General features: G+C 67.0%; 23 protein-coding genes. 6 read left to right on the forward strand and 17 right to left on the reverse strand.

The features are described from left to right. Nucleotides 1-5: 5 nt before the first annotated feature. The 3 genes from KT882_RS19420 to KT882_RS19430 are packed head-to-tail and all read right to left on the reverse strand — an operon-like array spanning nucleotide 6 to nucleotide 2,519. Entirely contained in the window at nucleotides 6-548 is a 543-nt protein-coding gene (locus tag KT882_RS19420) for a VOC family protein (RefSeq protein ID WP_161075086.1), read from the reverse strand. 1 nt (nucleotide 549) lies between these two features. Beyond that, complete coding sequence (locus tag KT882_RS19425; protein WP_161075087.1) at nucleotides 550-1,557, reverse strand: ABC transporter substrate-binding protein; 1,008 nt, start codon at nucleotides 1,555-1,557, stop codon at nucleotides 550-552. Continuing rightward, on the reverse strand, nucleotides 1,554-2,519 hold the full coding sequence (locus KT882_RS19430) for a fumarylacetoacetate hydrolase family protein (RefSeq protein WP_228893084.1): 966 nt from the start codon (nucleotides 2,517-2,519) through the stop codon (nucleotides 1,554-1,556). The genes KT882_RS19425 and KT882_RS19430 overlap by 4 nt, the downstream gene beginning before the upstream one ends. A 104-nt stretch (nucleotides 2,520-2,623) precedes the next feature. On the opposite strand from KT882_RS19430, the gene KT882_RS19435 reads away from it, so the two are divergent. After that, the gene (locus tag KT882_RS19435; protein ID WP_228893085.1) at nucleotides 2,624-3,580 is read left to right on the forward strand and encodes a 2-hydroxyacid dehydrogenase; all 957 of its coding nucleotides are present in this window, start codon (nucleotides 2,624-2,626) and stop codon (nucleotides 3,578-3,580) included. Here the strand turns inward: KT882_RS19435 and KT882_RS19440 are convergent. Next, on the reverse strand, nucleotides 3,577-4,059 hold the full coding sequence (locus tag KT882_RS19440) for a VOC family protein (protein WP_161075089.1): 483 nt from the start codon (nucleotides 4,057-4,059) through the stop codon (nucleotides 3,577-3,579). The genes KT882_RS19435 and KT882_RS19440 overlap by 4 nt on opposite strands. A gap of 148 nt (nucleotides 4,060-4,207) precedes the next feature. Here KT882_RS19440 and KT882_RS19445 point away from each other — a divergent pair, with 148 nt between their 5' ends. After that, nucleotides 4,208-5,278 carry a porin gene (locus tag KT882_RS19445; RefSeq protein ID WP_228893086.1) on the forward strand — a complete coding sequence of 357 codons (1,071 nt, stop codon included), beginning with the start codon at nucleotides 4,208-4,210 and terminating at the stop codon, nucleotides 5,276-5,278. Between the two features lie 6 nt (nucleotides 5,279-5,284). Here the strand turns inward: KT882_RS19445 and KT882_RS19450 are convergent, their stop codons facing one another. After that, a complete protein-coding gene (locus KT882_RS19450) occupies nucleotides 5,285-5,746 on the reverse strand; it encodes a methyl-accepting chemotaxis protein (protein WP_228893087.1) in 462 nt (153 codons plus the stop codon). 49 nt (nucleotides 5,747-5,795) lie between these two features. Further along, entirely contained in the window at nucleotides 5,796-6,518 is a 723-nt protein-coding gene (locus KT882_RS19455; protein ID WP_161075090.1) for a PEPxxWA-CTERM sorting domain-containing protein, read from the reverse strand. A 269-nt stretch (nucleotides 6,519-6,787) separates the two neighbouring features. Between KT882_RS19455 and KT882_RS19460 the strand changes: the two genes are divergently transcribed. The 4 genes from KT882_RS19460 (at nucleotide 6,788) to KT882_RS19475 (ending at nucleotide 11,867) form a co-directional block, all read left to right on the forward strand. Then, nucleotides 6,788-7,279, forward strand: coding sequence for a dihydrofolate reductase (locus KT882_RS19460; RefSeq protein ID WP_161075091.1), 492 nt, complete (start codon nucleotides 6,788-6,790; stop codon nucleotides 7,277-7,279). 42 nt (nucleotides 7,280-7,321) lie between these two features. After that, nucleotides 7,322-7,939: a DUF4337 domain-containing protein gene (locus tag KT882_RS19465; protein ID WP_161075092.1), complete on the forward strand. Its 618-nt coding sequence runs from the start codon at nucleotides 7,322-7,324 to the stop codon at nucleotides 7,937-7,939. Nucleotides 7,940-8,097: 158 nt separating this feature from the next. Then, the gene (locus KT882_RS19470; RefSeq protein WP_228893088.1) at nucleotides 8,098-10,353 is read left to right on the forward strand and encodes an arginine/lysine/ornithine decarboxylase; all 2,256 of its coding nucleotides are present in this window, start codon (nucleotides 8,098-8,100) and stop codon (nucleotides 10,351-10,353) included. A gap of 149 nt (nucleotides 10,354-10,502) precedes the next feature. After that, nucleotides 10,503-11,867: a sigma 54-interacting transcriptional regulator gene (locus KT882_RS19475; protein ID WP_228893089.1), complete on the forward strand. Its 1,365-nt coding sequence runs from the start codon at nucleotides 10,503-10,505 to the stop codon at nucleotides 11,865-11,867. Here KT882_RS19475 and KT882_RS19480 read toward each other — a convergent pair. The 11 genes from KT882_RS19480 to KT882_RS19530 all read right to left on the reverse strand — a co-directional run bounded on the left by KT882_RS19480 (nucleotide 11,829) and on the right by KT882_RS19530 (nucleotide 22,191). Beyond that, a complete protein-coding gene (locus KT882_RS19480) occupies nucleotides 11,829-12,638 on the reverse strand; it encodes an amidohydrolase family protein (RefSeq protein ID WP_228893090.1) in 810 nt (269 codons plus the stop codon). The two genes, KT882_RS19475 and KT882_RS19480, sit on opposite strands and share 39 nt — an antisense overlap. Continuing rightward, a complete protein-coding gene (locus KT882_RS19485) occupies nucleotides 12,586-13,224 on the reverse strand; it encodes a hypothetical protein (protein ID WP_161075691.1) in 639 nt (212 codons plus the stop codon). The genes KT882_RS19480 and KT882_RS19485 overlap by 53 nt, the downstream gene beginning before the upstream one ends. A gap of 15 nt (nucleotides 13,225-13,239) precedes the next feature. Further along, the gene (locus KT882_RS19490; protein WP_161075692.1) at nucleotides 13,240-13,902 is read right to left on the reverse strand and encodes a GIY-YIG nuclease family protein; all 663 of its coding nucleotides are present in this window, start codon (nucleotides 13,900-13,902) and stop codon (nucleotides 13,240-13,242) included. Next, the gene (locus tag KT882_RS19495; RefSeq protein ID WP_161075693.1) at nucleotides 13,899-14,951 is read right to left on the reverse strand and encodes an aminotransferase class I/II-fold pyridoxal phosphate-dependent enzyme; all 1,053 of its coding nucleotides are present in this window, start codon (nucleotides 14,949-14,951) and stop codon (nucleotides 13,899-13,901) included. Before KT882_RS19495 ends, KT882_RS19490 begins: the two co-directional genes overlap by 4 nt. Before the next feature lie 9 nt (nucleotides 14,952-14,960). Then, a complete protein-coding gene (locus tag KT882_RS19500) occupies nucleotides 14,961-17,189 on the reverse strand; it encodes an 8-amino-7-oxononanoate synthase (protein ID WP_228893091.1) in 2,229 nt (742 codons plus the stop codon). A gap of 10 nt (nucleotides 17,190-17,199) precedes the next feature. Further along, complete coding sequence (locus KT882_RS19505; RefSeq protein ID WP_187358900.1) at nucleotides 17,200-18,528, reverse strand: hypothetical protein; 1,329 nt, start codon at nucleotides 18,526-18,528, stop codon at nucleotides 17,200-17,202. 5 nt (nucleotides 18,529-18,533) lie between these two features. After that, entirely contained in the window at nucleotides 18,534-19,292 is a 759-nt protein-coding gene (locus tag KT882_RS19510) for a hypothetical protein (RefSeq protein WP_228893092.1), read from the reverse strand. 19 nt (nucleotides 19,293-19,311) lie between these two features. Beyond that, nucleotides 19,312-19,905 carry a hypothetical protein gene (locus tag KT882_RS19515; RefSeq protein WP_161074180.1) on the reverse strand — a complete coding sequence of 198 codons (594 nt, stop codon included), beginning with the start codon at nucleotides 19,903-19,905 and terminating at the stop codon, nucleotides 19,312-19,314. A 162-nt stretch (nucleotides 19,906-20,067) separates the two neighbouring features. After that, nucleotides 20,068-20,967 carry a peptidase associated/transthyretin-like domain-containing protein gene (locus KT882_RS19520; RefSeq protein ID WP_228893093.1) on the reverse strand — a complete coding sequence of 300 codons (900 nt, stop codon included), beginning with the start codon at nucleotides 20,965-20,967 and terminating at the stop codon, nucleotides 20,068-20,070. Nucleotides 20,968-20,977: 10 nt separating this feature from the next. Continuing rightward, the gene (locus tag KT882_RS19525) at nucleotides 20,978-21,610 is read right to left on the reverse strand and encodes a hypothetical protein (RefSeq protein WP_228893094.1); all 633 of its coding nucleotides are present in this window, start codon (nucleotides 21,608-21,610) and stop codon (nucleotides 20,978-20,980) included. Nucleotides 21,611-21,630: 20 nt separating this feature from the next. Beyond that, nucleotides 21,631-22,191, reverse strand: coding sequence for a Spy/CpxP family protein refolding chaperone (locus KT882_RS19530; RefSeq protein WP_161074183.1), 561 nt, complete (start codon nucleotides 22,189-22,191; stop codon nucleotides 21,631-21,633). Nucleotides 22,192-22,216 lie beyond the last annotated feature (25 nt).

Consider the following 22,216-nt stretch of genomic DNA (forward strand, 5'->3'; position numbering starts at 1 on the left):
CCTCCTCAGCTTTTTCCCGATTTCGCGTCCACCACCGCTTGCGGCGGCGGCACCACGAAATGCTTGAAGCGGTACTGGTCGAAGGAATCGATGTTGCGCTCCCAGACCTTGGCTTCGTACTCGCTGCCGGGCGGGATCTGCGTCATCTCGCAATACACTTCCACGTTGTTGCCGTCGGGGTCCTTGAAGACCAGGAACAGGTTCTCGCCCGGACCGTGCTTGCCGATGCCGCGCACGATCTCCACGCCGTGCGCCTTCAGCACTTCCACCGTGCGGTCGATCTCGGCGCGGTCTTCCACCAGGTAGGAGAAGTGCTCCACGCCGGGACGGCCATAGTGCGGCAGGTCGTTCATGCCCGGCGAACCGGCGGGGATTTGCGATAGCGCCAGGTCATGATGATCCTGGCCGGCGCGCAGGAACACCATCTGGTCGCCGATCCAGTCCGATACCGTCAGGCCCACCACTTCCGTGTAGAAGCGCGCGGACTTGTGGATGTCACGCACCATCAGCACCAGGTGCCCGAGTTTCTTGGGTCGCAGCTTTTCCATCTCACTCTCCTACAAAACGGTTGGTATAGATTTCGGACGTCTTCACCGGCGCGGTCACGCTGAAGGCCTTCTTCACGAAATCGGCGGTGGCCTGCATACGCTCGTCGTGCATCCAGCCTGTCTTCTTCGCAGAGGATTCGGGCGCGTGCATCAATTCGCTGGTCTCCTCGATCTGCTGGCGCAGCACCGACTTGTCGATCAGCTTCTGCTGGCGGGCGACCAGTTCCACGGCATCGGCGGGGTTCTTCGCCTGGTATTCATAGCCGCGATACGTGGCCGCCACAAAGCGCTTCACCAGGTCCGGATTGGCGGCGATGAGCTTCTCGCTGGTGACGATGCCGTTGCCGTACAGGTTGAGTTTGAAATCGCGGTAGCGCAGCGCGCCGATCTTGATGTCGTTCTTCTGCGCCATGCGCTCCAGCACCGGCTTGTTCGCGCCTTCCCAGCATTCGGCCAGGTCGATGGAGCCGTCCAGGAAAGCGGTGTTGATCACGGCCGGATCGAGGCGCAGCAGCTTCACGTAGTCCGGCGGCAGGTTGTTGGCCGCCAGCCAGGCCGGGATCACGTTGTGCAGCGGCGACGCCGCGCCGCCGCCAATGACCAGGCCTTTCAGGTCGGCGATGGTCTTGATCTTGCGGTTGGGCTTCTCGACGTAGCACAGCGCAGCGGGCCAGCGCGTGTTGATGGCGCCCACCATGACCGTCTTGCCCCCTTGCGCGCGGTTCAGCATCACGCTGATCGGATCGCCGTAGCCGAACTCGAACAGGCCCTGGTCCACTTCGTTCACGGTGCGCTGGCCGCCGTAGCCGCGCGTGGCGCTCACGTCCAGTCCCGCTTCGGCGTAATAGCCTTTGGCAATGGCCACCAGCACGCCGCTGGTGCTGCCCTGCGGCAGCCAGGCAAGGTTGAAGCGCACAGTGTCCGCCGCCAGCGCCGGCGCGGCGCTGGCCAGTGCGGCAACGGCCGCCGTTGCTGTGACGGCGCGGCGCAGCAGGCGCCGGGACCTCATGCAGCCTCCTTGCGCGCCGGCGCTGCAACCACGCGGTTGCGGATGCTGCCTATGCTTTCAATGGTGGCCACCATTTCGTCGCCCGGTTTCAGGTAGACGCCGCGCCCCATGCCCACGCCGTTCGGCGTGCCGGTGGCCAGCAGGTCGCCCGGCTTCAGCGTCAGCATGCCGGACAGGTAGGCGATCTGCTCGGCGATGTTGAAGATCATGGCGTCCGCGGTATCGTCCTGCATCATCTCGCCGTTCACGGAGAGCTGCATGCGCAGGCCCTGCGGCCGCTCGATGCAGGCGCGCGGCACCATCCACGGGCCGATAGGACCGAAGGTGTCGTGGCTTTTGCCACGGAACCAGTCGTGCTTGAAGGGATAGTCGCTGCGGCGGTTCAGGTCGCGCGCGGTGACGTCGTTGAACACCGTATAGCCCGCGATGTAGTCATAAGCCTCTTCCACGCTGACGTTGCGGCAGGTCTTGCCGATGATGACGCCCAGCTCCACTTCCCAGTCCAGCTTTTCCGTATCGGCAGGCATGACGACATCGGTATCGGTGGCGGTGATGCTGGTCTCGGCCTTCATGAAGCAGAACGGCGCGCTTTCTTCGCGCGGCGCCAGCTCGGTGCCCATCTCGCGGGCATGCTCGTAGAAGTTGGATGCCGCGCCGAAGATGCGGCCTGGCGTGTACGGCACATCGATGGTGTAGGACTGTGGCGCCAGCGCCGCCACGCGGCCGGCGCGCAGCAATTCCGGCAGCGCCTGCGCCATCTGGCTGAACAGCGGCGCGGCCGCATCCCAGTTCGCCAGCGCGGCGTTCAGGTCCGCCGCCACGCGCGGCTGCTTGCCCACCACGCCCAGCGCACCGGCTTCCACCAGCTGGCCCATGTCGTACAGGGCCTCATCCACCACCAGCGCCAGTTTCGCGCCCGCGCCGCCCTGCTTCAGTTCATATCTTGCGATTGCATGCCACATCGTCTCTCTCCTTGTTGTTGATAGGAATACGATAATCTCTATCCGTATACATATCAAGTTAAATGTGTGAAAATTTTCTTCACTTAAACCAGGGAGGATGAAAAATGGACTTGTCGATAAAGCCGCAGGTGCTCCTGCTGATCAGCATGGCGGCGCCGTTTGTGGAAGAAATACAGAGCCGCTGGCCCATGGCCGCGCTGCCGGATGCGGCCGCGCTGGAGCGGCTGGCGCGCAACAGCCCGGAGCAGCTCGCAGGCGTGCGCGTGGTGATCACCAACGGCAGCACGGGCCTGTCCGCGGCGCAGATGGATGCGCTGCCGGCGCTGCGGCTGGTATGCAGCTACGGCGCGGGCTACGAAAACATCAACCTGGCGGCAGCCGATGCGCGCGGCGTCGCGGTAACGCATGCGCCGGGCGTGAACAACGCCACGGTGGCGGACCACGCGCTGGCGCTGATGCTGGCCTGCGCGCGCGGCCTGCCGGCGCTGGACCGCGCCGTGAAGGCGGGCCACTGGCTGGCGCACCGCATGGCGCGGCCCGCCGTGCACGGCAAGCGGCTGGGCATAGTCGGCATGGGAAATATCGGCGCGCTGATCGCGCGGCGGGCGGCGGCGTTCGACATGGAGATAGCCTACACCACGCGCGGCGCCAGGCCGGAGCTGCCCTACCGGCACGTGCCGGACGTGCTGGAACTGGCGCGCGCCAGCGACTACCTGGTGCTGGCCTGCCCCGGCGGCGCGGCCACGCGGCACTTGGTGAATGCGGCAGTGCTGGAGGCGCTGGGGTCCAAGGGCTTCCTGGTCAATATCGCGCGCGGCAGCGTGGTGGACACGGCGGCGCTGATGCAGGCGCTGGAGCGGCGCACCATTGCAGGCGCGGCGCTGGACGTCATCGAAGACGAACCGGCGCTGCCGCCAGGTGCGGCGCTGCTGGACACGCTGATACTGACGCCGCATATCTCGGGCCGCTCGCCGGAGGCGCAGCTGGCGCAGCATGAAGTCCTGCTGGCCAATCTCGCCGCGCACTTCGCGGGCGGCCCTTTGCGGCACGCGCTGGCTTAACTGATACCGCTGCGGTCGGCCACCAGGTCCGGGTGGCGCAGCGCGGGGCCGGCGCTGCCGCTTGCGTCGGCGCCCACGTCCTTCACGGCGCCGCCCCAGCCATGGTCGGTCAGGTCGACGATGACGCCGTTCGGATCGCGGTATTTCACCTCGTAGAAAATGTTGCCTTTCACGGGCACTTCGCCCATGTAATAGGTGCCGCCGGCCGCTTCTGCGCTGGCGCGCGCGGCGCCGATTTCATCGACCCACATGCCGATATGATGCAGGCCGACGAAGTCCCGGCCGCGCTCCCCCGCCGCTTCGTCCGTCTTGTAGTTCAGCAGTGCGATCGACATCACGCCGTCGCTCAGGTAGACGCCGCGCGCAAGCGAGGAATCGGTTTCGCCGACCTTGCGGAAGCCGAATGCGTTGACGTAAAACTCGGCCGTTTTCCATGGATCGGGTACGGAAATGGCGATGTGGCGTAACTTGGTGCTCATGGATTCTCCAGTGTTGTGGTTGATCTGCTTTTCCATTCTAACCAGCCGAAATTTATATGTATACTTTTAAATACGTTTGTATTTATCCGTATACATACAGAAACAGACGGTCTATCATCGGCTCCACAACACAACCTGGAGACGAAAAATGAAGGCTTGGGCAATCGCGGCGATGGCCGCCGGCAGCGCCGCTTCCACGCAGGCGGCGGACAACGTAAGCATCTATGGCTTCCTGAAAGTGAACGTGGAAAGCGTGGCGGCCGGCGGTGTGCGGCAGCAGCGGGTATCGAACGACCTGTCTGTGCTGGGATTCCGGGGCACGGAAGATCTGGGCGGCGGCCTGCAAAGCTTCTACCAGATCGAGATGCCGGTGGCTGTGGATACCGGCGGCGGCGGCGACTTCACGCGCAACACGGCGGTGGGCCTGCGCGGCGGCTTCGGCCAGTTGCTGCTGGGGATATGGGAATCGCCCTACCGCTTTGTTTCCGTGTACGCGGTGGACCCGTTCACGGCGGGGATCTTCGCTTCCAACGCCATCATGGGCAACGGCTTCGCGACGGCGGCCAACGCTGTATCGCCGGCGTCCTTCGACCGCCGCCAGAAGAATCTGGTGCAGTACTCCACGCCGTCGTGGCAGGGCTGGAATGCGCGCCTCGCCGTCAGCGCGCGGGAGGAAAAGAGTGGCGGCAGCAATCCCGGCATGGAAGCGGGACTGGTGACATACGAGGACGAGAAGCTCTACCTGGCCTATGGCGTCGAGCGCCATCGCGACTACTTCGCCGCCGGCACGACAGACATAGGCCACAAGCTGGGCGCCGCCTACAGCATGGGCGGAACACGCTTGCGCGCCGCCTTCGAGCGCTTGCGCTACGAGCCGGCTCCGGGGCGCTACCTGAGCCGCAACGCCTGGCAACTGGCCGCCACGCATACCAGCGGCCCGCACATCTGGCGCGCTTCGCTGACACGCGCGTTGGATACCAGGGGCAATGCGGCCAGCGCCGTGGGCGGCGCCGGCAAGCCCGGCCCGGACACGGGCGCGGTGCAGTACACGGTGGGCTACGGCTATGCCTTATCGAAGCGCAGCGAACTGTGGGCCGCCTACACGCGCACGCGCAACGAAGCGCGCGCGGCCTACAACCTGTCAGCCAATCCGATACCTGGGCTGGCTGCGGGTCAGGACCCGTCCGGCGCGGGTATCGGCATCACCCACAAATTCTAGGCAGGATCAGAATTCCTCCCAGTCGCCGGTGGCGCCGTTTGCGACTGCGCGCCGCTTCTGGACCGGCCTCTCGGCTTTGGGCCTGGATGCCGCCGGTTTGACAGCCACGCCGGACAGCTTGCGCACCGGCGCGGGCGCTCTGGCGGCAGCAGCCGGACGGCTGGCATGGACGTGCACGCCATCAAGCTTGAAGACGCTGACCACGCGCGCCAGGCCCTGCGCCCGCTCGCTGAGCGAATCGGCGGCGGATGCGGCCTGCTCCACCAGCGCCACGTTCTGCTGCGTCAGGCCGTCCATCTGCGTGATGGCGGAGTGGATCTGGTCCAGGCCGGCGGTCTGTTCCTGGCTGGCCTCGGTGATCTCGCTCATGATGTCGGTTACGCGCTGGATGCTGGTGACGATCTCCTGCATCGTGGCGCCGGCCTGGTCCACCAGCGGCAATAAACTACGGTGTTTGACATTGCGCAAAGCGGCGCAGGTGCGCAATGGCGCAATGGCGCAATGGCGATTATGTTGCTCAGCGCCTGCGCCGTTGCCGCCGGATTGCGGTGCCTACAATGCCCAGCCCCGCGACCAGCATGGCCCAGGTGCCCGGCTCGGGAACAGGAACGGCGTTGGCATAGACGTAAGTGCCGACGTTAAACCCACCCTTCGTCGGCTGACTGCCTGTGCGCACTTCAAAACGAATCGCGTCACTGCTGCTCTCGTCGCCGCCCGGATTGCCTGTTGAGATACTCCCGCCCAGGTTCCCCGCCCCATAGATGTGCGCCCCCATGAATGCCTCGGCGTAGCTGGCGTAGCCGTACTCGCCGTTCGTGCTGATGGCCAGGTCGGCGTTGAATACGGCCGCCGTGTAAGGCGTCAGTTCGAACTCCAGCACAAAGTGGTTGCTGTGCGCCGAGGTGTAGAAGCCGCGCACATCCAAGGTAATCTCGCTGCGGAAAGCATCGGGCGCGGCGGAACTGAAAGCGCTGCCAAACGGGTAATCGCGCTGCACCGCGCCATAGTCCGCCACTTGAGCGGTTTCCGGTCCATCGGGACCGAACACGCTGATGTAAGCGCCAATGGCCACGCCGTCCATCCGCATGGCCGGCGCGATGCCGTCCGTGGGGCTCAGGTCGATCAGCTGTATGCCGAATCCGCTCACACTGGCGCGCGCCGATACCGCGTGCACGGCGTTGGGTAACGCCATACCGGCCGCCACACAGAGCGCGCCTATCCATTTCAATGTGATCATCATGCCTCCTCAACGGTCAGTACGCTGTGCACCGGCTGGTACGGTGCCAGTTGCGTCAGCGGCGACGGGGTGAACGCCAAGTCCCGCAAGCCACTGGCCATGACGTCGTCACGGTATCCTCCAGTTCGTCGAGAAATGGGTGAAATCTGCATGATTAATTAAAACGCAAATTTATAAAATAAGCCATTTTTTTTCAATGGCGCGCGGCAAGCAGACGGCTTGTTGGCTGCCAGCTATAATGTCGGGCCAAGCAACATTGCCCACGAGCGCACATGACACTCTTGACCATCGTCGTCGCCACCGACGCCCAGCGCGGCATCGGCATCAACAACACGCTGCCGTGGAAGCTGCCGGAAGACATGGCGCATTTCAAGCGCCTGACCACGGGCCACCCCGTCATCATGGGCCGCAAGACCTACGAGTCGATCGGCCGGCCCCTGCCCAACCGCCGCAACATCGTCGTCACCCGCAGCGCCGAATGGCGCGCCGACGGCGTGGAGACGGCGCAGTCGCTGGAACAGGCGCGCGCGCTGGTACAGGACGCGGAGGAGGCCTTCATCATCGGCGGCGCCCAGATCTACGCCGAAGCGCTGGCCGCAGGCTTGGCGGACCAGGTGATCCAGACCGAAATCGGCCGGGCTTTCCAATGCGACGCCCATTTCCCGCCGCTGGGCGCAGAATGGCAGGAGCTGGAGCGCCAGCAGTACACCTCCGCCAACGGCCTGCCGTACGCCTTCGTCACCCTGCGGCGCCGGCCGCAGTAAGCCCTCATTCGTTATCTCAACAAAGCAGCAAAGGAACCATCAATGTCAGGACACGGTTTTCACGTCCACGGCCCGCACGACCACGCCGTGGAGCACGCCGCGCACAGCGCCGACAAATTCTCCGGCAATATCGCCGTCACCACGGCCATCCTGGCCACGGTAGGCGCGCTGTTCGGCTACCAGGGCGGCGCCACGCAGAACGAAGCGGCGCTGTACAAGAACAACGCCGCCATCGACAAGACCCAGGCCGCCAACAGCTGGAACTACTACCAGGCCAAGTCCAACAAGCAGAACCTGGCCGAGCTGGCCATGACGCTGCCGAACGTGGACCCGGAAAAATACAAGGCCGAAGTGGCGCGCTACCGCTCCGAGAAGGAAGACATCAAGAAGGACGCCGAGAAATGGGAAGCATCGTCGGCCGAATGGAACAAGAAATCCGACGCCGCGCTGCACCAGCACCACCAGTGGGCGCTGGCCACCACGGCCGAACAGATCGCCATTTCGCTGGCGGCGATCACCCTTCTGACGCACCGCCGCTGGCTGCTGTACACTGCGTACGCGGTGGCCGGCGCCGGGATCGCGCTGGGGCTGTTCGCGGCCCTGCACATCGATCCGATCGGCGCCCTGACGGGCAGCGGCGTAGCCGCTTTGCCCCATTAGAGCGCCACCAAGCACTGATATGAAAGACTATGCTGCCAGCAACGTAACTTTTTTCCCCGTTGGCGGCATTTTCTGCGAGAATCCCGTTCTTATTTTTTTTCGCCCAGCCCGCTCCGGCCATATTCGCCCGGGGCGGTTCTTCTTTTTGGAGACAAGTAATGAAATTTCGTTTCCCCATCGTCATCATTGACGAGGATTTCCGTTCCGAGAACACGTCTGGTTTAGGCATCCGCGCCCTGGCCGCGGCGATGGAAAAAGAAGGCATGGAAGTGCTGGGCGTAACCAGCTATGGCGACCTGTCCCAGTTCGCGCAGCAGCAGTCGCGCGCCTCGGCCTTCGTGCTGTCCATCGACGACGAGGAATTCGGCGGCGGCACCGTGGAAGAAACCGACCACGCCCTGAAGTCGCTGCGCGCCTTCGTGGAAGAGATCCGCTACAAGAACTCGGACATTCCGATCTACCTGTACGGCGAAACCCGCACCTCGCGCCATATCCCGAACGATATCCTGCGCGAACTGCACGGCTTCATCCACATGTTCGAGGACACCCCGGAATTCGTGGCGCGCCACATCATCCGCGAAGCCAAGTCCTACCTGGACGGCCTGGCGCCGCCCTTCTTCCGCGCGCTGGTGCACTACGCCAACGACGGCTCCTACTCCTGGCACTGCCCCGGCCACTCCGGCGGCGTGGCTTTCCTGAAGTCGCCCATCGGCCAGATGTTCCACCAGTTCTTCGGCGAGAACATGCTGCGCGCCGACGTCTGCAACGCGGTGGAAGAACTGGGCCAGCTGCTGGACCACACCGGCCCCGTGGCCGCGTCCGAGCGCAATGCGGCGCGCATCTACAACGCCGACCACGCCTACTTCGTCACCAACGGCACGTCCACCTCGAACAAGATGGTGTGGCACTCGACCGTGGCGCCGGGCGACATCGTGGTGGTGGACCGCAACTGCCACAAATCGATCCTGCACTCCATCATCATGTGCGGCGCCATCCCCGTGTTCCTGATGCCGACCCGTAACCACCTCGGCATTATCGGCCCTATCCCGCTGGAAGAGTTCTCCATGGAGAGCATCCAGCGCAAGATCGACGCCAACCCGTTCGCGCGCGACGCCAAGAACAAGAAGCCGCGCATCCTGACCATCACCCAGTCGACCTACGACGGCGTGGTGTACAACGTCGAGACCCTGCGCGAAATGCTGGACGGTAAAATCGACACGCTGCACTTCGACGAAGCGTGGCTGCCGCACGCCACCTTCCACGATTTCTACAAGAATATGCACGCCATCGGCAAGGACCGTCCGCGCGCCAAGGAATCGATGATCTTCTCCACCCAGTCGACCCACAAGCTGCTGGCGGGCCTGTCGCAGGCCTCGCAGGTGCTGGTGCGCGAATCGGAGACGGTCAAGCTGGACCGGGACGCCTTCAACGAGGCCTACCTGATGCACACCTCCACCTCGCCGCAATACTCCATCATCGCCTCGTGCGACGTGGCGGCGGCCATGATGGAAGCGCCGGGCGGCACCGCGCTGGTCGAAGAGTCCATCCTGGAAGCGCTGGACTTCCGCCGCGCCATGCGCAAGATTGACGAAGAGTGGGGCAAAGACTGGTGGTTCAAGGTCTGGGGTCCGAACGAGTTCGCCGAAGAAGGCATCGGCTCGCAGGCGGACTGGATCTTCACCGAGGAAAGCCAGGAATGGCACGGCTTCGGCAAGCTGGCGCCGGGCTTCAACATGCTGGACCCGATCAAGGCCACCATCGTCAACCCGGGCCTGTCGCTGGACGGCCAGTTCGGCGAAACCGGCATTCCGGCCTCCATCGTGACCAAGTACCTGGCAGAGCACGGCGTGATCGTGGAGAAGTGCGGCCTGTACTCCTTCTTCATCATGTTCACCATCGGCATCACCAAGGGCCGCTGGAACACGCTGCTGACCGCGCTGCAGCAGTTCAAGGACGACTACGACAAGAACATGCCGCTGTGGCGCATCCTGCCCGAGTTCTCGCAAGCGAACCCGCGCTACGAGCAGATGGGCCTGCGCGACCTGTGCCAGCAGATCCACGACTTCTACAAGGCCTACGACGTGGCGCGCCTGACCACGGAGATGTATCTGTCGGACATGATCCCGGCCATGAAGCCGTCGGACGCGTTCGCCAAGATGGCGCACCGCGAAATCGAGCGCGTGGCGATCGACGAGCTGGAAGGCCGCATCACCTCCATCCTGCTGACGCCGTATCCACCAGGCATTCCGCTGCTGATCCCTGGCGAGCGCTTCAACAAGACCATCGTGGACTATCTGCGCTTTGCACGCGACTTCAACGAGCGCTTCCCCGGCTTCGAGACCGACGTGCACGGCCTGGTCAAGCGCGAAGTGAATGGCAAGCGCGACTACTTCGTGGATTGCGTGAAGCAATAATCCTGCGTCCCGCCGCAGCGAAACGCCAGCCTCCGGGCTGGCGTTTTTTTTTGCCCGTTGCTGTGCCTGCGCCGCGCACCTTTGCGGTGCATCAAGCGTAGCGGGCGCGTGCGGATCTATAGTGCTGCGTCACCCCTACACCTAAGGTCATGGAACGCCCGGACGCGCTCGCTGTATGGCTGCACCTGGTCGAACAGACCCGGCGGGAGGCTGGCCTGGCGATGGTGGATGAGCTTGCCAAGGCCGGCATCACCGCCAGCCTGGGCGACGCAAGCGCCGCCCCGCGCAACGCGCTGGGCGTGGTGCTGTTCGAGGCCTGGAGCGAGGGGCTGGCCGAGCTGCTGTCCGCGCTGTCGGCGCGCGCCACCCTGCTGGCCGTGTGCTGCGGCCCCGCCCTCAGCGCGGACGCCATGTGGGCCGCGCTGGCGGCGGGCGCGTCGGACCTGCTGCAGTGGCCCGCCGGCGGTGCGGCGGCCGACGTGGCGGCCCAGGCGGCAGCGCGGCTGCGGCGCTGGCAGGCGGTGCAGCGGCTGATGGACTCGGCCGCCGTGCAGGCCAGCCTGGTCGGCAACAGCCCGGCGTGGCGCGCGCTGGTGCGCAACGTGGTGGAGGTGGCGGCGTTCACCCAGTCGTCCGTGCTCATCACCGGGGAAACCGGCACCGGCAAGGAGCAGATCGCGCAGCTGATACACCGCCTCGGCAGGGGAGCTGCGGCAGGCGCAGCGGGTGAAATGGTGGTGGTGGACTGCACCACGCTGTCGCCCGAGCTGGCGGGCAGCGAGTTCTTCGGCCACGAGCGCGGCGCCTTCACCGGCGCGGCGGCCGCGCGCGACGGCGCTTTTGCGCTGGCCGACGGCGGCATCCTGTTCCTGGACGAAGTGGGCGAACTGCCCTTGCCCATGCAGGAGCAGCAGTACAAGCGGGTGGGCAGCAACACCTGGCAGCCGACCCGCTTCCGCCTGGTGTGCGCCACCAACCGCGACCTTGAGGCCGGCGTGGCGGACGGCAGCTTCCGCGCCGATCTCTACTACCGCATTGCCGGCTGGCGCTGCCGTCCGCCGCCGCTGCGCGAACGGCAAAGCGACATCCTGCCGCTGGCGCAGCATTTCATCCGCCTGCTGGCGCCGGGAGATGTGTGCTGCGAACTGGACCCGGCGCTCAAGGAATTCCTGCTCACGCGCGACTACCCCGGCAATGTGCGCGACCTGCGCCAGACCGTGGCGCGCATCTGGCACCGGCATTGCGGGCCGGGGCCGATCACGATAGGCGACGTGCCGCCGGACGAGCGCCCGCGCGGCGCCGCAGTCTGGCCGGACAGCTGCTTCGCCAGCGCCATCCGGCACGCGGTCGACCTCGGCGTGGGGCTGGGGCGCATCACGCAGGCGGCGGGCGACATGGCGATCCAGCTGGTGCTCGAACAGGAGAACGACAACAACCAGCGAGCCGCATCGCGGCTGGGCGTAACCGACCGCGCGCTACAGCTGCGGCGCAAGGCCTGGAGCACGGCGGGTTAGGCGCAAAAAATTCCCGCCCAATACCAGGGCCTCGTCGCGTTCGGGCAGGTGCAGCAGGCGTATCTTCTCCAGTTCCAGGCCGGGGTGCAGCCATGGGCCGTCGGATCCGAACAGCACCTTGTGCGGGCCGGCGCGGCGCACCGCCTGCTCCAGCAGGTCGAAGCGCCGTACGCCCGAGCTGTCGGTGTAGATGTTCTTGTGCCGCGCAAGATGGTCGATCAGCGCCAGCTGCGCGCCCCAGTCGTCGGCAAAGCTGCCCAGGTGGGGCAGGATGAAATCCACATCCGGATACTGCGCGGCCAGCAGCTCGGCCACCGCCACGTCCCCCATCGGATCGTACAGCACCGGCACGCCAAACAGGCGCGCCGCCTGGCACACTTCGCCGCTGATGCGCGCGTCGTGCCGGTGCAGCTTGATACCGATAAAGCCGTAGTCCTGCACCGCAGTGCGCACCATGGCTGCTATCCGCCCACGGTCCCGCGCGGCGTGCACAAAGGCGTAGCCATAAAACTGCTTCGGCCGCGAGGCGACAATGCGTGCGACAGCGGCGTTGGCCAGCGCGTAGTCGCTGTGGAAGGCGGCCAGCAGCGCGCAGCGGTCTATGCCCGCTTCGCGCGCGCGGCGCAGGTAGCGCCCCAGCCCCGCGTCGCTGTCCCACGGGCCGCTCAGGCCGTCGCCGGGGCCGGCGTGGCAATGGCAGTCGATAATCATCGCCGCCTCAGCAGCCGAAGCCGCCGCGCTGTGCCCGCCGCTGGCGCCAGCGTCCGCCATACGCCTCGCCCTGCTCGCCGGCGAATTCGCCAGCCACCTCGTAGTGCGGCACGTGCTGCAGCAGCGATTCGCTCAAGGCCTTGCGCACGGCTTGCGGGCTGCCGTCGCCGCCGGCGGCCAATTGCGCCGCCGTCCCCGCTATGCGCACGAAACGGCGCGCCATTTCGAACTCCTGCTGCTCATATTCCATGCCCCCGAATTCCAGCTCCAGCGCCTTGGCCACCGCGCCGCCCAGCGCGGAACCGAGCGCCGTGCCAACGCCAGGGATGGGGATGAAGGAGCCAAGCGCGCCGCCCACCATGGGCAGCGCTGTCTTGGCTATGCCCTTCAGCACGCCGCCCAGCGGCTTGGCCACCTTGCCTATCACCGAGCCCACCTTCTTCAGTCCCTTCCAGGCGCTTTTGAACAGGCCTCCCAGGAACTGATCCAGCTCGGCCTCGCTGGTGACCGACATCAATTCCATCGCCAGCTCCATTTCCCGGGCTTCGCTGAACGGGCCCTCATGCGCGGACGCGAATTCCATCACTTCGAAGCCGCCCGCCGAGGTGCTGCGGCAGGAAGTGCAGTTGCATTGTTTGCAGTACATGGTGTTCTCCTTTGTTCATCGCCATTCGTGGCCAAACAACTCCGCTTCCAGTTCGCGGCGCTGGTTGGTCAGCACGCCGGCGCTGGTGCGGAACATGTCGTCGTGGATGCGGTATTCGACGGCGCGGCGCTGGGCTTCGGGCAGACTGGATTGCGCCACGTAGACCGAGTGAGAGGCCAGCGGCAGTCCCATCATCTGCCCGCACAGCGCATGCTGCTGGAGGCGGCGGCGCAGGTTGCCGGTCTGCCCGCTGTAGGCGCGCTGAACGCCGTTGACGGTAAATTCAATCAGGTAGAAACCGGCCCCGGTGGCACGGGGGTCGCGCAGCGCGCCGGTGATGGGCCCCAGAGCCACGTAGGCAGGCCGTTGCGCGGCGGGCAGGCGGCCTATGGTGGCGGCGATGGTGGGCGGTATCTCGCCCGGCTCGTCGTCGGGCCGGTTGTCCGCATCGGGAGGCAGCACGGTGACGGAGGTGTAGGGCCACCAGCCGCCATAGCGCGGGCCGTAGTAGGGCCAGGAAGGCCAGGGCCGGCGGAACCGGCCGCGCGGCGGAATGACACGGCCGCCGCCGCGCACGCCGCCACGCATGGCCCCCATGGCACGCATAGGACGCATGCCGCGTTCATATTCCATTTCGCCCTCGCGTTCGAAAGGCAGTGTTTCGAATTGATGATTCATGCCAGCTCCTTCATATGATGTTCCAGGGCCGCCACGGCCCGGGCCACGTCATGCGCGCTGTGGCCTGCACGCAGTAGAAATGTCAGCCGCGCCGTGCCGCGATGGCCTTGCAGCAGCGCCAGCACGCCATCGGACCGCAGAGCGGCCAGCAATGCCGGGCCGTTGGTTTCCGGCGCAAGCGGCACCACCTGCACCGGGAACATGCCGCCACAGCATGCAATGCCGGCGGCGGCCAGCCCGGCACGAAACTGCTGCACGCGCCGCCTTAAAGCCTGCCGCAAAGCGCCCCCGCAAGCGGCGTTGATGCGCAAGGCCCGCCGCGCCGCGGCGATCGCGGCCACACTGGGCGGGCTGGCATGGATGCGCACCAGGCTGCGCTCCTCGAAGCGCCCCAGCATGGCCGCGCTTCCGGCCAGCACCGCCAGCGGCGCACCAAACGCCTTCGCCAGCGAGGCCCCAACCAAAACCGGCGTGCCATACCGGCTTTGCTGCGGCCTGGCCAGGCCGTGCAGCGGAACCGAGCCGCCGCCTTGGCGGCCCAGCAGGCCTAGCGGCTGTGTGTCGTCCAGCACCAGCCAGCCTCCGCCCCGCGCGGCGATGTCCGCGTAGTCGGACAGGGGCGGCGGGTGTTCGCTGCCGGGACTGTAGCCGTCCGCCAGCACCAATGGCCGCCTGCCTTGCGCGCGCCAGCGCCGCACCAGGCGCGCGAGGCCCGCCGCGTCGCCATGGCGGAACACCTGCACCGGGGCGCCGCGCGAAAGCGCCTGCTGCGCCCCCCAGCGCGCTATCGGATAGGCGCCGCCATCTATCAGCAGCGCAACCGCCTCCCCGGCCAGCATGGCGAACAAGTCCCAATACAGATGCAGCGTGGACGGCAGCAGCAGCGCCGCCTCGCAGCCCAACAGCACCGCCAGCTCCCGCGCCACGCCGGCGGCGCCGGGAGGCTGTTCCAGCGCCGCCGGCTTGCCCAGCGTGAGCGACGCCCACGGCTCCATCGCTGCCGACGGGTGCCGCATGTCAAGATACAGCGCGCTGGTGAAGTCCAGCATCGCATCGGCTCAAGCGCGGGCCTGCTGCGCCGCCAGGCGCTGGCGCAGCAGCACGGACGGCAGCGTGGCGTCGGTGGCCGTGTCCGCGCCATCGACCGACAGATCGACACCGGTGGCCGCCCGGTAGGCGTGGATATAGCCTTGCGCCTGCGGCCGCCAGAAGCGCGCCCAGTTGAACGCCTGCGTCGATTCGTAGATGTCGCTCCAGTTGCCGTAGCGGATGGACAGCAGCAGCTGTTCGCCGAACATGGCCAGCGAGCGGAAATGCATCACGCTGGTGTCGGTCCAGCCTTGCAGCTTCTTCATCGCATCCACCCGGTCCATCCACGGCTCGGGGTAGGCCACCATCACCCGCGTGGGCAGGAACTCGCGGAACTCGGGCCGCCCCAGCAGCCACTGCTGCATCAGCATTTCGATGCGCGCGGTGGATGGCAGGTCGCCGAACTGGTTGTGCGCGCCCTGCGACAAAATCAAGTGCACCTCCTTGAGCGCGTTCAGCACCGGGAAGGCGTCCGCCTTGACGGTGGTGTCGTCGTCCTGCCGGTAAAAGGACGTGAGCAGGCGCAGCAGATGGTGGAAGGCCTCCAGGAATTTCGAGCGGCTGTCGGCCGGACGGAAGCGCTGCACCGCCTTGCCGTCCAGGCGCACGCCGTAGTGGTGGTCGTACTCGTAGTTGCGGCGCACCACGGTGAGCCTGTGCTGCTCGTCCTGCGTGTAGCCCCACAGCAGATTGTTCAGCGGCCGCAGCATGTCGATCTCGGTGTTGGCCAGCGGGTCCTGGCCGAGCGCGGTGCCGGCCGGGCGCAGGTTCTGGAAGCGCTGCGTGATGGCGTTCATGGTCTGCACCAGCATGCCCTCCTCCATCCAGTACGACCAGATCAGCTCTATCAGGCAGGGATTGGACAGCCGCTCCTGGATAATGCCGAAACACAGGTCCGCCTCGCTGCCGCTGCCCGGGATGGTGATGGGAATATCCGGCAGCTTGCGGCGTATCACCGCCAGGTAGGGCAAGGCCAGCGTGCTGCCGTCCACCGTCTCCAGGTATTCGTTGGCCAGCACGTCGGCCAGGCTGCCGCCGTTGGGAATGTCGCGCCGGTCCAGGTAGGCCGCGTCCTCGGCCGGGTTGAAGGCCAGCGGCAGGCTCAATACGCCGCAGTTGACCATCACGAAGGCTTCCGTGGCCGCCTTCAGCACGCGGTAGGAATCGGAATCGTTGAACGGCAGCGCGCGGCGCGACTTGATGGCGTTGAAGGCCGCGTTCTTGCCCACGAAGCGCAGCCGCTCGAAGTCCGACACGGCCACATTGGCGTCGCAGAACAGCTGGTCCAGGAAGGCCAGGTAGTTGGTGAAGGACAGCGCCTCGGTGCTGTTGCGGATCAGGGTCCACAGCGGCAGATCCTCGGTCGGCTCGGTCTCGGTGCGCGTGAGCGACACGCCCAGCTTGCCGCTGATGGGCTGGGGCACGCGCTGGTCCGCCTCGAAGTCCGAGTTCACGCCGAGCGACGCCATGGAGCCCGGTGCCACCACGCCCGCCAGCTGGTCCGCCGTCAGCGAGGCGCCGGGGCCGCCGCTGCGCGCCATCGGCATGCCGGCGCCGCCGGCCGCGCCGGCCGGACGCCCGCGCCGCGCGAACAGCACCTGCGCCTCGAAGCGCTGCGGCCCGGCGCGGCGCATGGTGGTGCTGAAATGGTGGCCGTCGTTGCCGCGCGGCTGCCAGGGCGAACGCGCCACGATGCGCAGCGCGTCCTCGCCCAGCGGGCCGTCGCCGTCCACGTGCACTTCGGCGTTGGCCTTGTCGCCGACGAAGGCGCAGTTGTTCTCCACTTCGCGGCAATTCGATTCGAACTGGATGTCGACCTGGGGATTGAAGGCGAAATCGAAGCACACGTTTTCGGTGCAGTTGTTATGCACCACCGCGCACTGGTAGAACAGCGCGTCCATGCGCATCGGCACGATGTTGTCATAGGCGGCGATATAGGCGCCGGCGTCCAGCGCGGGGAACAGCACCGCGCCGTCGGCCCCGGTGAAGCCGGTGGCCGCCAGCAGCGCCTCGTCGGGCAGCCACTTCTTCACTTCGTCCACGTCGCAGTCCGCCATGGGCACGCCCTGCAGGGTGTGCGCCTTGTACAGCTTGATGGCGGCGTTGACCAGCGGCGCGCCGGTGACGCTGTCGCGCACCGTCACCTGGACCGCCCCGCGCAGATCCGCCTTGGCCGCCGCGTTCTTGATGTTTGCCATGTCTATCTCCTTAAAGGATGGTGCTACGGTATTCGGGGCGCGGCAGCTGCACCGCGTCGCCGCACAGCGCGTTCAGGTCCAGCGTGCTGCGCAAGGCCCAGTGGGTCAGCAGCCTGCCCAGCAGCACGCTCTCGTCCTCGGGACTGAGGCGGCCGTCGGCACGGGCCTGGCCCAGCACGGCGAAGGCCAGCGAGGGGGCGGCGTCGTACATCTGCTGCGGCGCCCTGCTCCACTGCCGGTACAGGCTGGCCAGGCGGCGCGGCTGGCGCGCGCGCACCGCCATCACGTCCGGCAGGGTGCGCCCGCGCAGCAGCGCCGGCCGGTGCCGCGCCAGCAGCGCCGCGAAGGCCGGCAGGCTGTCCTCGAGCTGCAGCAGCAGGCGGCGCTGCTCCGGCGGCAGGCCGGTGAGCGGGTAAAACGATTCCCACAGCGCCGCCACCCGCCGCCACTGCGGATGCGGGAACAGCTGCTCGCCGAGCGCGCAGCTGAGCTTGACCCGTATCCATGGCGCCGGGTGCGGGTCCTCCGGGTTTACCCGGAACACGAATACGCGCGGCAGGCTGACCACGCCTATCAGCCCCATGGTGGCCACCACGCCGACCCGCGCCAGCGACCACAGGTCGGCCACCACTTCGGAGATCCAGCGCTCCCACAGCCGCCACACGTGGGCCGGCGTACCCTGGCTGCCGCCGCCCTGCATGGACTGCAGCACCGGGCGCAGCGAATTCACCAGGTCGAGCAGCGCAGCGCCCTGATGGCCGACCTCGTGGATCAGCGAGGAAGCGATGCTGCTGCCCACCATGCGCTCGCGCGGCACTCGCACGATGGCCACCGGGTTGTCGCCGCCGCCGGGCAGCCGGGTGCGCGCGCGGCGGATGGCCGCGCCCGGCCCCCGGTCCAGGTAGCAGATCACCGGCGGCGCGCGGTAGTAGCGGCCCGGCAGCGCCAGCGCGTCGGCCGACACCACGTCCAGCCCGGACAGCCACACGCCGTTCTTGTTTTCGCTGCGCTGCGTGATGACGTCGTTGAACAGATCGAACTGGGTCAGCGCGGCGTTGAACTTCAGGCGCAAAAAGGTGAAACGGCGCTGCGCTTCTTCCGCCGTCGCGTGGCGCGAGCCCGGACCTTGCAGCCATGCCAGGAAAGCCATCACCAGGCCATGCAGCCCGCGCCGCCCCTGCGCCAGGTGCGTCTCGATCGCCGTCTGCGCCGCCGGCAGCAGGGCCGCCGCCGGCACCATGGGTTCGATCAGCACGAAGGGGCGCACGCGCCGCAGGCGCGTAAGCAGCGAGCGCGCCTCTTGCGCCAGCATCCACCGGGCGTAGGAGCTGATGGCCATGGCACTCAGGCGCCGTAAAGGATGATCTTGCGGCCCTGGCGCGCCCAGCGGCCTGACGAGCCGGCGCCGCCGCCAGCCATACCGCCGCCAAGGCCAGCCCCGCCGCCGCCGTTCCCCAGGCCGCCGCCACGGTTGCCGGCCATGCGCTGCGCGCCGCCAAAGCCGCCCTGCGGGCCACAGCCTTGCTGCGCGCCGGGCTTGGCCAGCAGGCCGGGCGCGTGCTGGCGTGCCGCCGCCGTGGCGGCGGCCTGCGCCACGGCGCGCGGATCGCCGCCGCGCGCCTGGGCGGCGCGGTTCACCGTGTCCGCCGCCAGCCGCACAAAGGTCTTGGCGCCTTCGAATTCGCGGTCCTCGCCCATCATTTCGCCCTCGGCCTCCAGTCCCAGCGCACCGCCCGCCGCCGAGGCCAGGCCACTGCCGATCTTGGCGCCCAGCGGGCCGCCGAAGTAGCCGCCGATGGCGCCGCCGGCCAGCGGCAGCGCTTTCTTGGCCACGCCTTTGAGCACGCCGCCCACGGCCTGGCCTATGGGCGACTTGATCACGGAGCCAGCCACCGAGGCGGCCTTCTTCAGGAAGTTGCCGAGGAATTGTTCCAGCTCGGCCTCGTTGGTGACGGACAGCAGTTCGTTGGCCAATTCCATCTCGTCCGCTTCGGACAGCAGGCCGCCCTCGCCGCTCCACTCGCCCTGGCCGAACTCGTATTGCTCGCCTTCATAGCCCATCTCCTGGCCGAATTCCAGGGTGGTACGATCGATGTCATGCATGATTAGCTCCCGATGGTGGTTAACAGTTGAGGACCACGATGCGCTTGCCGCTGCGCTGCCAGCGTCCCCTTGCCGGCTCCTGCTGTGCCGCGCTGTGCAGCAGACCCGGCGCGTGCTTGCGCGCCGCCTGCGCCAGCGCCGCCTGCACCCTGCTTTCGGCGTCCGCCATGTTCCCGTCCGGTCCGACCGGGCCGGACGCCAGCGTGCTGTTGATCAGTTCGCGCGCCAGGCGGATGAAGTGGCGCGCCAGCGCGAATTCCTTGTCCTCCGGGCTGAGGCCCTCCAGCTCCAGGCCGAAGATGGCCGCGCCCCGCTGCTGCGCCGCCTTGCTGCCGAAAGGCATGGCCGCCGTCGCCGCCTGCAGCAGCGCCGACATCAGCGCGCGGCCCAGCGGCACGCGCAGCGCGGCCCGCCCGGCCGCACCGGAGCGCGCCACCAGGCCGGCCAGGAAGGGCGCCAGCCCGGCCCCATTGCCCGCGCCGGCTTCCAGCAATTCGGCGCCATAGGTCATTTCGGCGTCGGTTTCCTGCGTCGGCGGCGGGGCCGCAGGGGCAGCCGCTGCGGATGGGAAGGCAATGTCCAGTTCTGGCAGATAGTCGAGCAGGCGGTTCATGCGAAGCTCCGGTCAGGCGTGTGTACACCTGCCATTGCAAGCCGCGTGCCTGCGCGCTTGAGGCGGAACGGCCGCCGCGTTGCCGAAGTTGGCTTCGCGGCGGCCGCCGTGATGGGGAATTGCGCGAAGCGGACTTCGCGCGGAGGGGGCCGGCTTGCTTGATTAGCCGAGCACGGCCAGCGTCAGCGTGGCGACGTAGCCGTCGGTGGCGTTGCCGGTCATGGCGGCCAGTTGCAGGGAATAGCCGTCGCTGAACACATTGTCGGTGGCGTAGCTGATGCGCGCCAGGTTGCTCACGCTGGCGCTGTAGCCGCTGTTCGCATAAACCTCGGTGAGCGTGGCCATGGGGAAGGTGAACTGCGAAGTCTTGATGCGGTTGGACGCGCTCGTGCTTTTGGCCAGCGTGGGATAGACCTCGAAGTGCACGTGCGGCATGCGGCCGTCGTAGCAGCCGGGGAAGATGGTGGTGAACGTCACCTCGCCGCTGCTGTTGGCCTCCTGCACGCCGCGCAGGTAGTTCTGGTTGGTCACGCCGCTGGAATACAGCGAGTAATTGCCCGAACGGTCGCAGTGCCACAAGTACACCGCCATGCCGCCCGCCGTGCCGCAACTGGCGTTGGCGTTGATGATCTTCAGCTTGATGGTGAGCGGCACACCGGCCGCCGTGCCGCTCATGCCGGCGAAGCTGCTGCGGATGTCCGTGCGCACCACGCCGCTCTGGTTCAGCACATTGGCTATGCCGGCGCTGGTGCTGTTGGTGCCGTCCGCTGGATACGGACCGCCGGTTTCCTCCGGAATGACACTGCAGGCGCCGCTGGTGCCGGTGCTACCCGTGCTACCCGTACTGCCGGTGCTGCCCGTGCCGGTGCCGGTGCCGGTGCTGCCGGAGCTGGTGCTGCTGCTGGCCGTGGAATCCGTGCCGCTGGAGCCGCCGCAGCCGAGGATGGGCAAGGCCGCCGCACTGGCCATCAGCCAGCGCAAGGATTGGCGGCGGCCGGCCGCCATTTGCATCATCTTGTCCAGATCCGCCGCAAGGCCGTGGTTGTGATCGTGCGTGTGCATAGACTGTCCTTTATACCGAAGTGTTGATCAAATTGCCGCTGGTGCCGGCATTGGGCAGCTTGTCCGACAGCGCCTGCAGGAAACTGGCCAGCTTGCTGCCGCTGTTGGAGGCGTCGCTGCCGAGCGCTTCGAGCAGGCTTTGGAACGAGGACTGCAGCGCGCTGCCGCTGTCCTCCGTGCCGTCGCTGCCGGCGGTCTCGCCGGACGAGCCCAGCTTCGAGATAAGGCTTTGCAGATCCGCCTCCAGCTTGCCTGGGCCACCCGGGCCGCGTGGGCCGCCCGCGCCGCCCGGCGGGCCATACGCCTGCCCGTCGCTGGACGAGGAAGACGATTCCGAGGCCGACGCGCCCTGCTCGTGCAAGGCGCCCATCAGCTCATGCAGGAAGCTGCCCAGCGCCTGCGCGGCATTGCCGCTGCTGCTGGCGTCGGAGCTGGCGCCATCGGCGGTGGCGCTGTCGCCTGCCGACATGCCGAGCGACTCCAGCACGCTGGCAATGGCGTCGATAAGGCCTCCGCCGGACGGTGGCGGCGGCGGGCCATTGCCCACCTGGCCACTTTCACCGCTGGCATTGGCGGAACCGAGTTTGCTCACATAGCTCAACTGGCTGGTTGCGCTGCTGGAAGTCAGGGAACTGATGGTCATGCTTTTTCTCCTTGCTCGATTTATGGTTTTTCGCGTGCCGGGAAGCCTTGGCGCGGCGGCTTGCGCTGGTCCAGCTGTTTGCGCTGCTCGGGCGTCAACACGCCCAGCAGCTTCTGTTCGGTGCGCACGCGCTGCAATTCCATGTTGGAGATGGCCTGCGCGGCGGCCTGCGCCAGCGACACCGCCTTGGCGTCGTCGAATTTCTCCGCCTTGCCCATCGCGTCCAGCGCCTCCTGCGCCTTGCGCAGCGCCCTGGACTGCTCGCGGATATACGGTTCCTGCGTGTGCAGAATGGTGAACACCTTGTCCTGCTGCGCTTCGCTCAGGTCCAGGCCGTGCATGAAATGCGGGCCGCCATGGGGGCCACGCTCGCCATCCGGGCCGCCACGCCCGCCCATGCGGGGGCCGGGACCAGGGCCGCCGGGCGGCATGCCTGGGCCGCCTTCGGCGCGCGGGCCGGGCGGCGGCGCGTCGAAGCCTTCGTCGCCGCTGGACAGGCCGTTGGCCGCATGCGACGCCAGCGGCAATGCCAGCGCGGCGGCCAGCAGGAGGTGTTGCAGGTGGATTTTCTTGGTTTTCATGTCTGCTCCAGATGATTCGTAAGGA

The sequence above is a fragment of the Pseudoduganella aquatica genome, assembly GCF_020865585.1.
Lineage (GTDB): Bacteria > Pseudomonadota > Gammaproteobacteria > Burkholderiales > Burkholderiaceae_D > Rugamonas > Rugamonas aquatica_A.

Bases quoted from the DNA above. Each gene is read 5' to 3' on its own strand.
- KT882_RS19420 (WP_161075086.1), bottom strand. From the start codon at position 548: ATGGAAAAGCTGCGACCCAAGAAACTCGGGCACCTGGTGCTGATGGTG.
- KT882_RS19425 (WP_161075087.1), bottom strand. From the start codon at position 1,557: ATGAGGTCCCGGCGCCTGCTGCGCCGCGCCGTCACAGCAACGGCGGCC.
- KT882_RS19430 (WP_228893084.1), bottom strand. From the start codon at position 2,519: ATGTGGCATGCAATCGCAAGATATGAACTGAAGCAGGGCGGCGCGGGC.
- KT882_RS19435 (WP_228893085.1), top strand. From the start codon at position 2,624: ATGGACTTGTCGATAAAGCCGCAGGTGCTCCTGCTGATCAGCATGGCG.
- KT882_RS19440 (WP_161075089.1), bottom strand. From the start codon at position 4,059: ATGAGCACCAAGTTACGCCACATCGCCATTTCCGTACCCGATCCATGG.
- KT882_RS19445 (WP_228893086.1), top strand. From the start codon at position 4,208: ATGAAGGCTTGGGCAATCGCGGCGATGGCCGCCGGCAGCGCCGCTTCC.
- KT882_RS19455 (WP_161075090.1), bottom strand. From the start codon at position 6,518: ATGATGATCACATTGAAATGGATAGGCGCGCTCTGTGTGGCGGCCGGT.
- KT882_RS19460 (WP_161075091.1), top strand. From the start codon at position 6,788: ATGACACTCTTGACCATCGTCGTCGCCACCGACGCCCAGCGCGGCATC.
- KT882_RS19465 (WP_161075092.1), top strand. From the start codon at position 7,322: ATGTCAGGACACGGTTTTCACGTCCACGGCCCGCACGACCACGCCGTG.
- KT882_RS19470 (WP_228893088.1), top strand. From the start codon at position 8,098: ATGAAATTTCGTTTCCCCATCGTCATCATTGACGAGGATTTCCGTTCC.
- KT882_RS19475 (WP_228893089.1), top strand. From the start codon at position 10,503: ATGGAACGCCCGGACGCGCTCGCTGTATGGCTGCACCTGGTCGAACAG.
- KT882_RS19480 (WP_228893090.1), bottom strand. From the start codon at position 12,638: ATGGCGGACGCTGGCGCCAGCGGCGGGCACAGCGCGGCGGCTTCGGCT.
- KT882_RS19485 (WP_161075691.1), bottom strand. From the start codon at position 13,224: ATGTACTGCAAACAATGCAACTGCACTTCCTGCCGCAGCACCTCGGCG.
- KT882_RS19490 (WP_161075692.1), bottom strand. From the start codon at position 13,902: ATGAATCATCAATTCGAAACACTGCCTTTCGAACGCGAGGGCGAAATG.
- KT882_RS19495 (WP_161075693.1), bottom strand. From the start codon at position 14,951: ATGCTGGACTTCACCAGCGCGCTGTATCTTGACATGCGGCACCCGTCG.
- KT882_RS19500 (WP_228893091.1), bottom strand. From the start codon at position 17,189: ATGGCAAACATCAAGAACGCGGCGGCCAAGGCGGATCTGCGCGGGGCG.
- KT882_RS19505 (WP_187358900.1), bottom strand. From the start codon at position 18,528: ATGGCCATCAGCTCCTACGCCCGGTGGATGCTGGCGCAAGAGGCGCGC.
- KT882_RS19510 (WP_228893092.1), bottom strand. From the start codon at position 19,292: ATGCATGACATCGATCGTACCACCCTGGAATTCGGCCAGGAGATGGGC.
- KT882_RS19515 (WP_161074180.1), bottom strand. From the start codon at position 19,905: ATGAACCGCCTGCTCGACTATCTGCCAGAACTGGACATTGCCTTCCCA.
- KT882_RS19520 (WP_228893093.1), bottom strand. From the start codon at position 20,967: ATGCACACGCACGATCACAACCACGGCCTTGCGGCGGATCTGGACAAG.
- KT882_RS19525 (WP_228893094.1), bottom strand. From the start codon at position 21,610: ATGACCATCAGTTCCCTGACTTCCAGCAGCGCAACCAGCCAGTTGAGC.
- KT882_RS19530 (WP_161074183.1), bottom strand. From the start codon at position 22,191: ATGAAAACCAAGAAAATCCACCTGCAACACCTCCTGCTGGCCGCCGCG.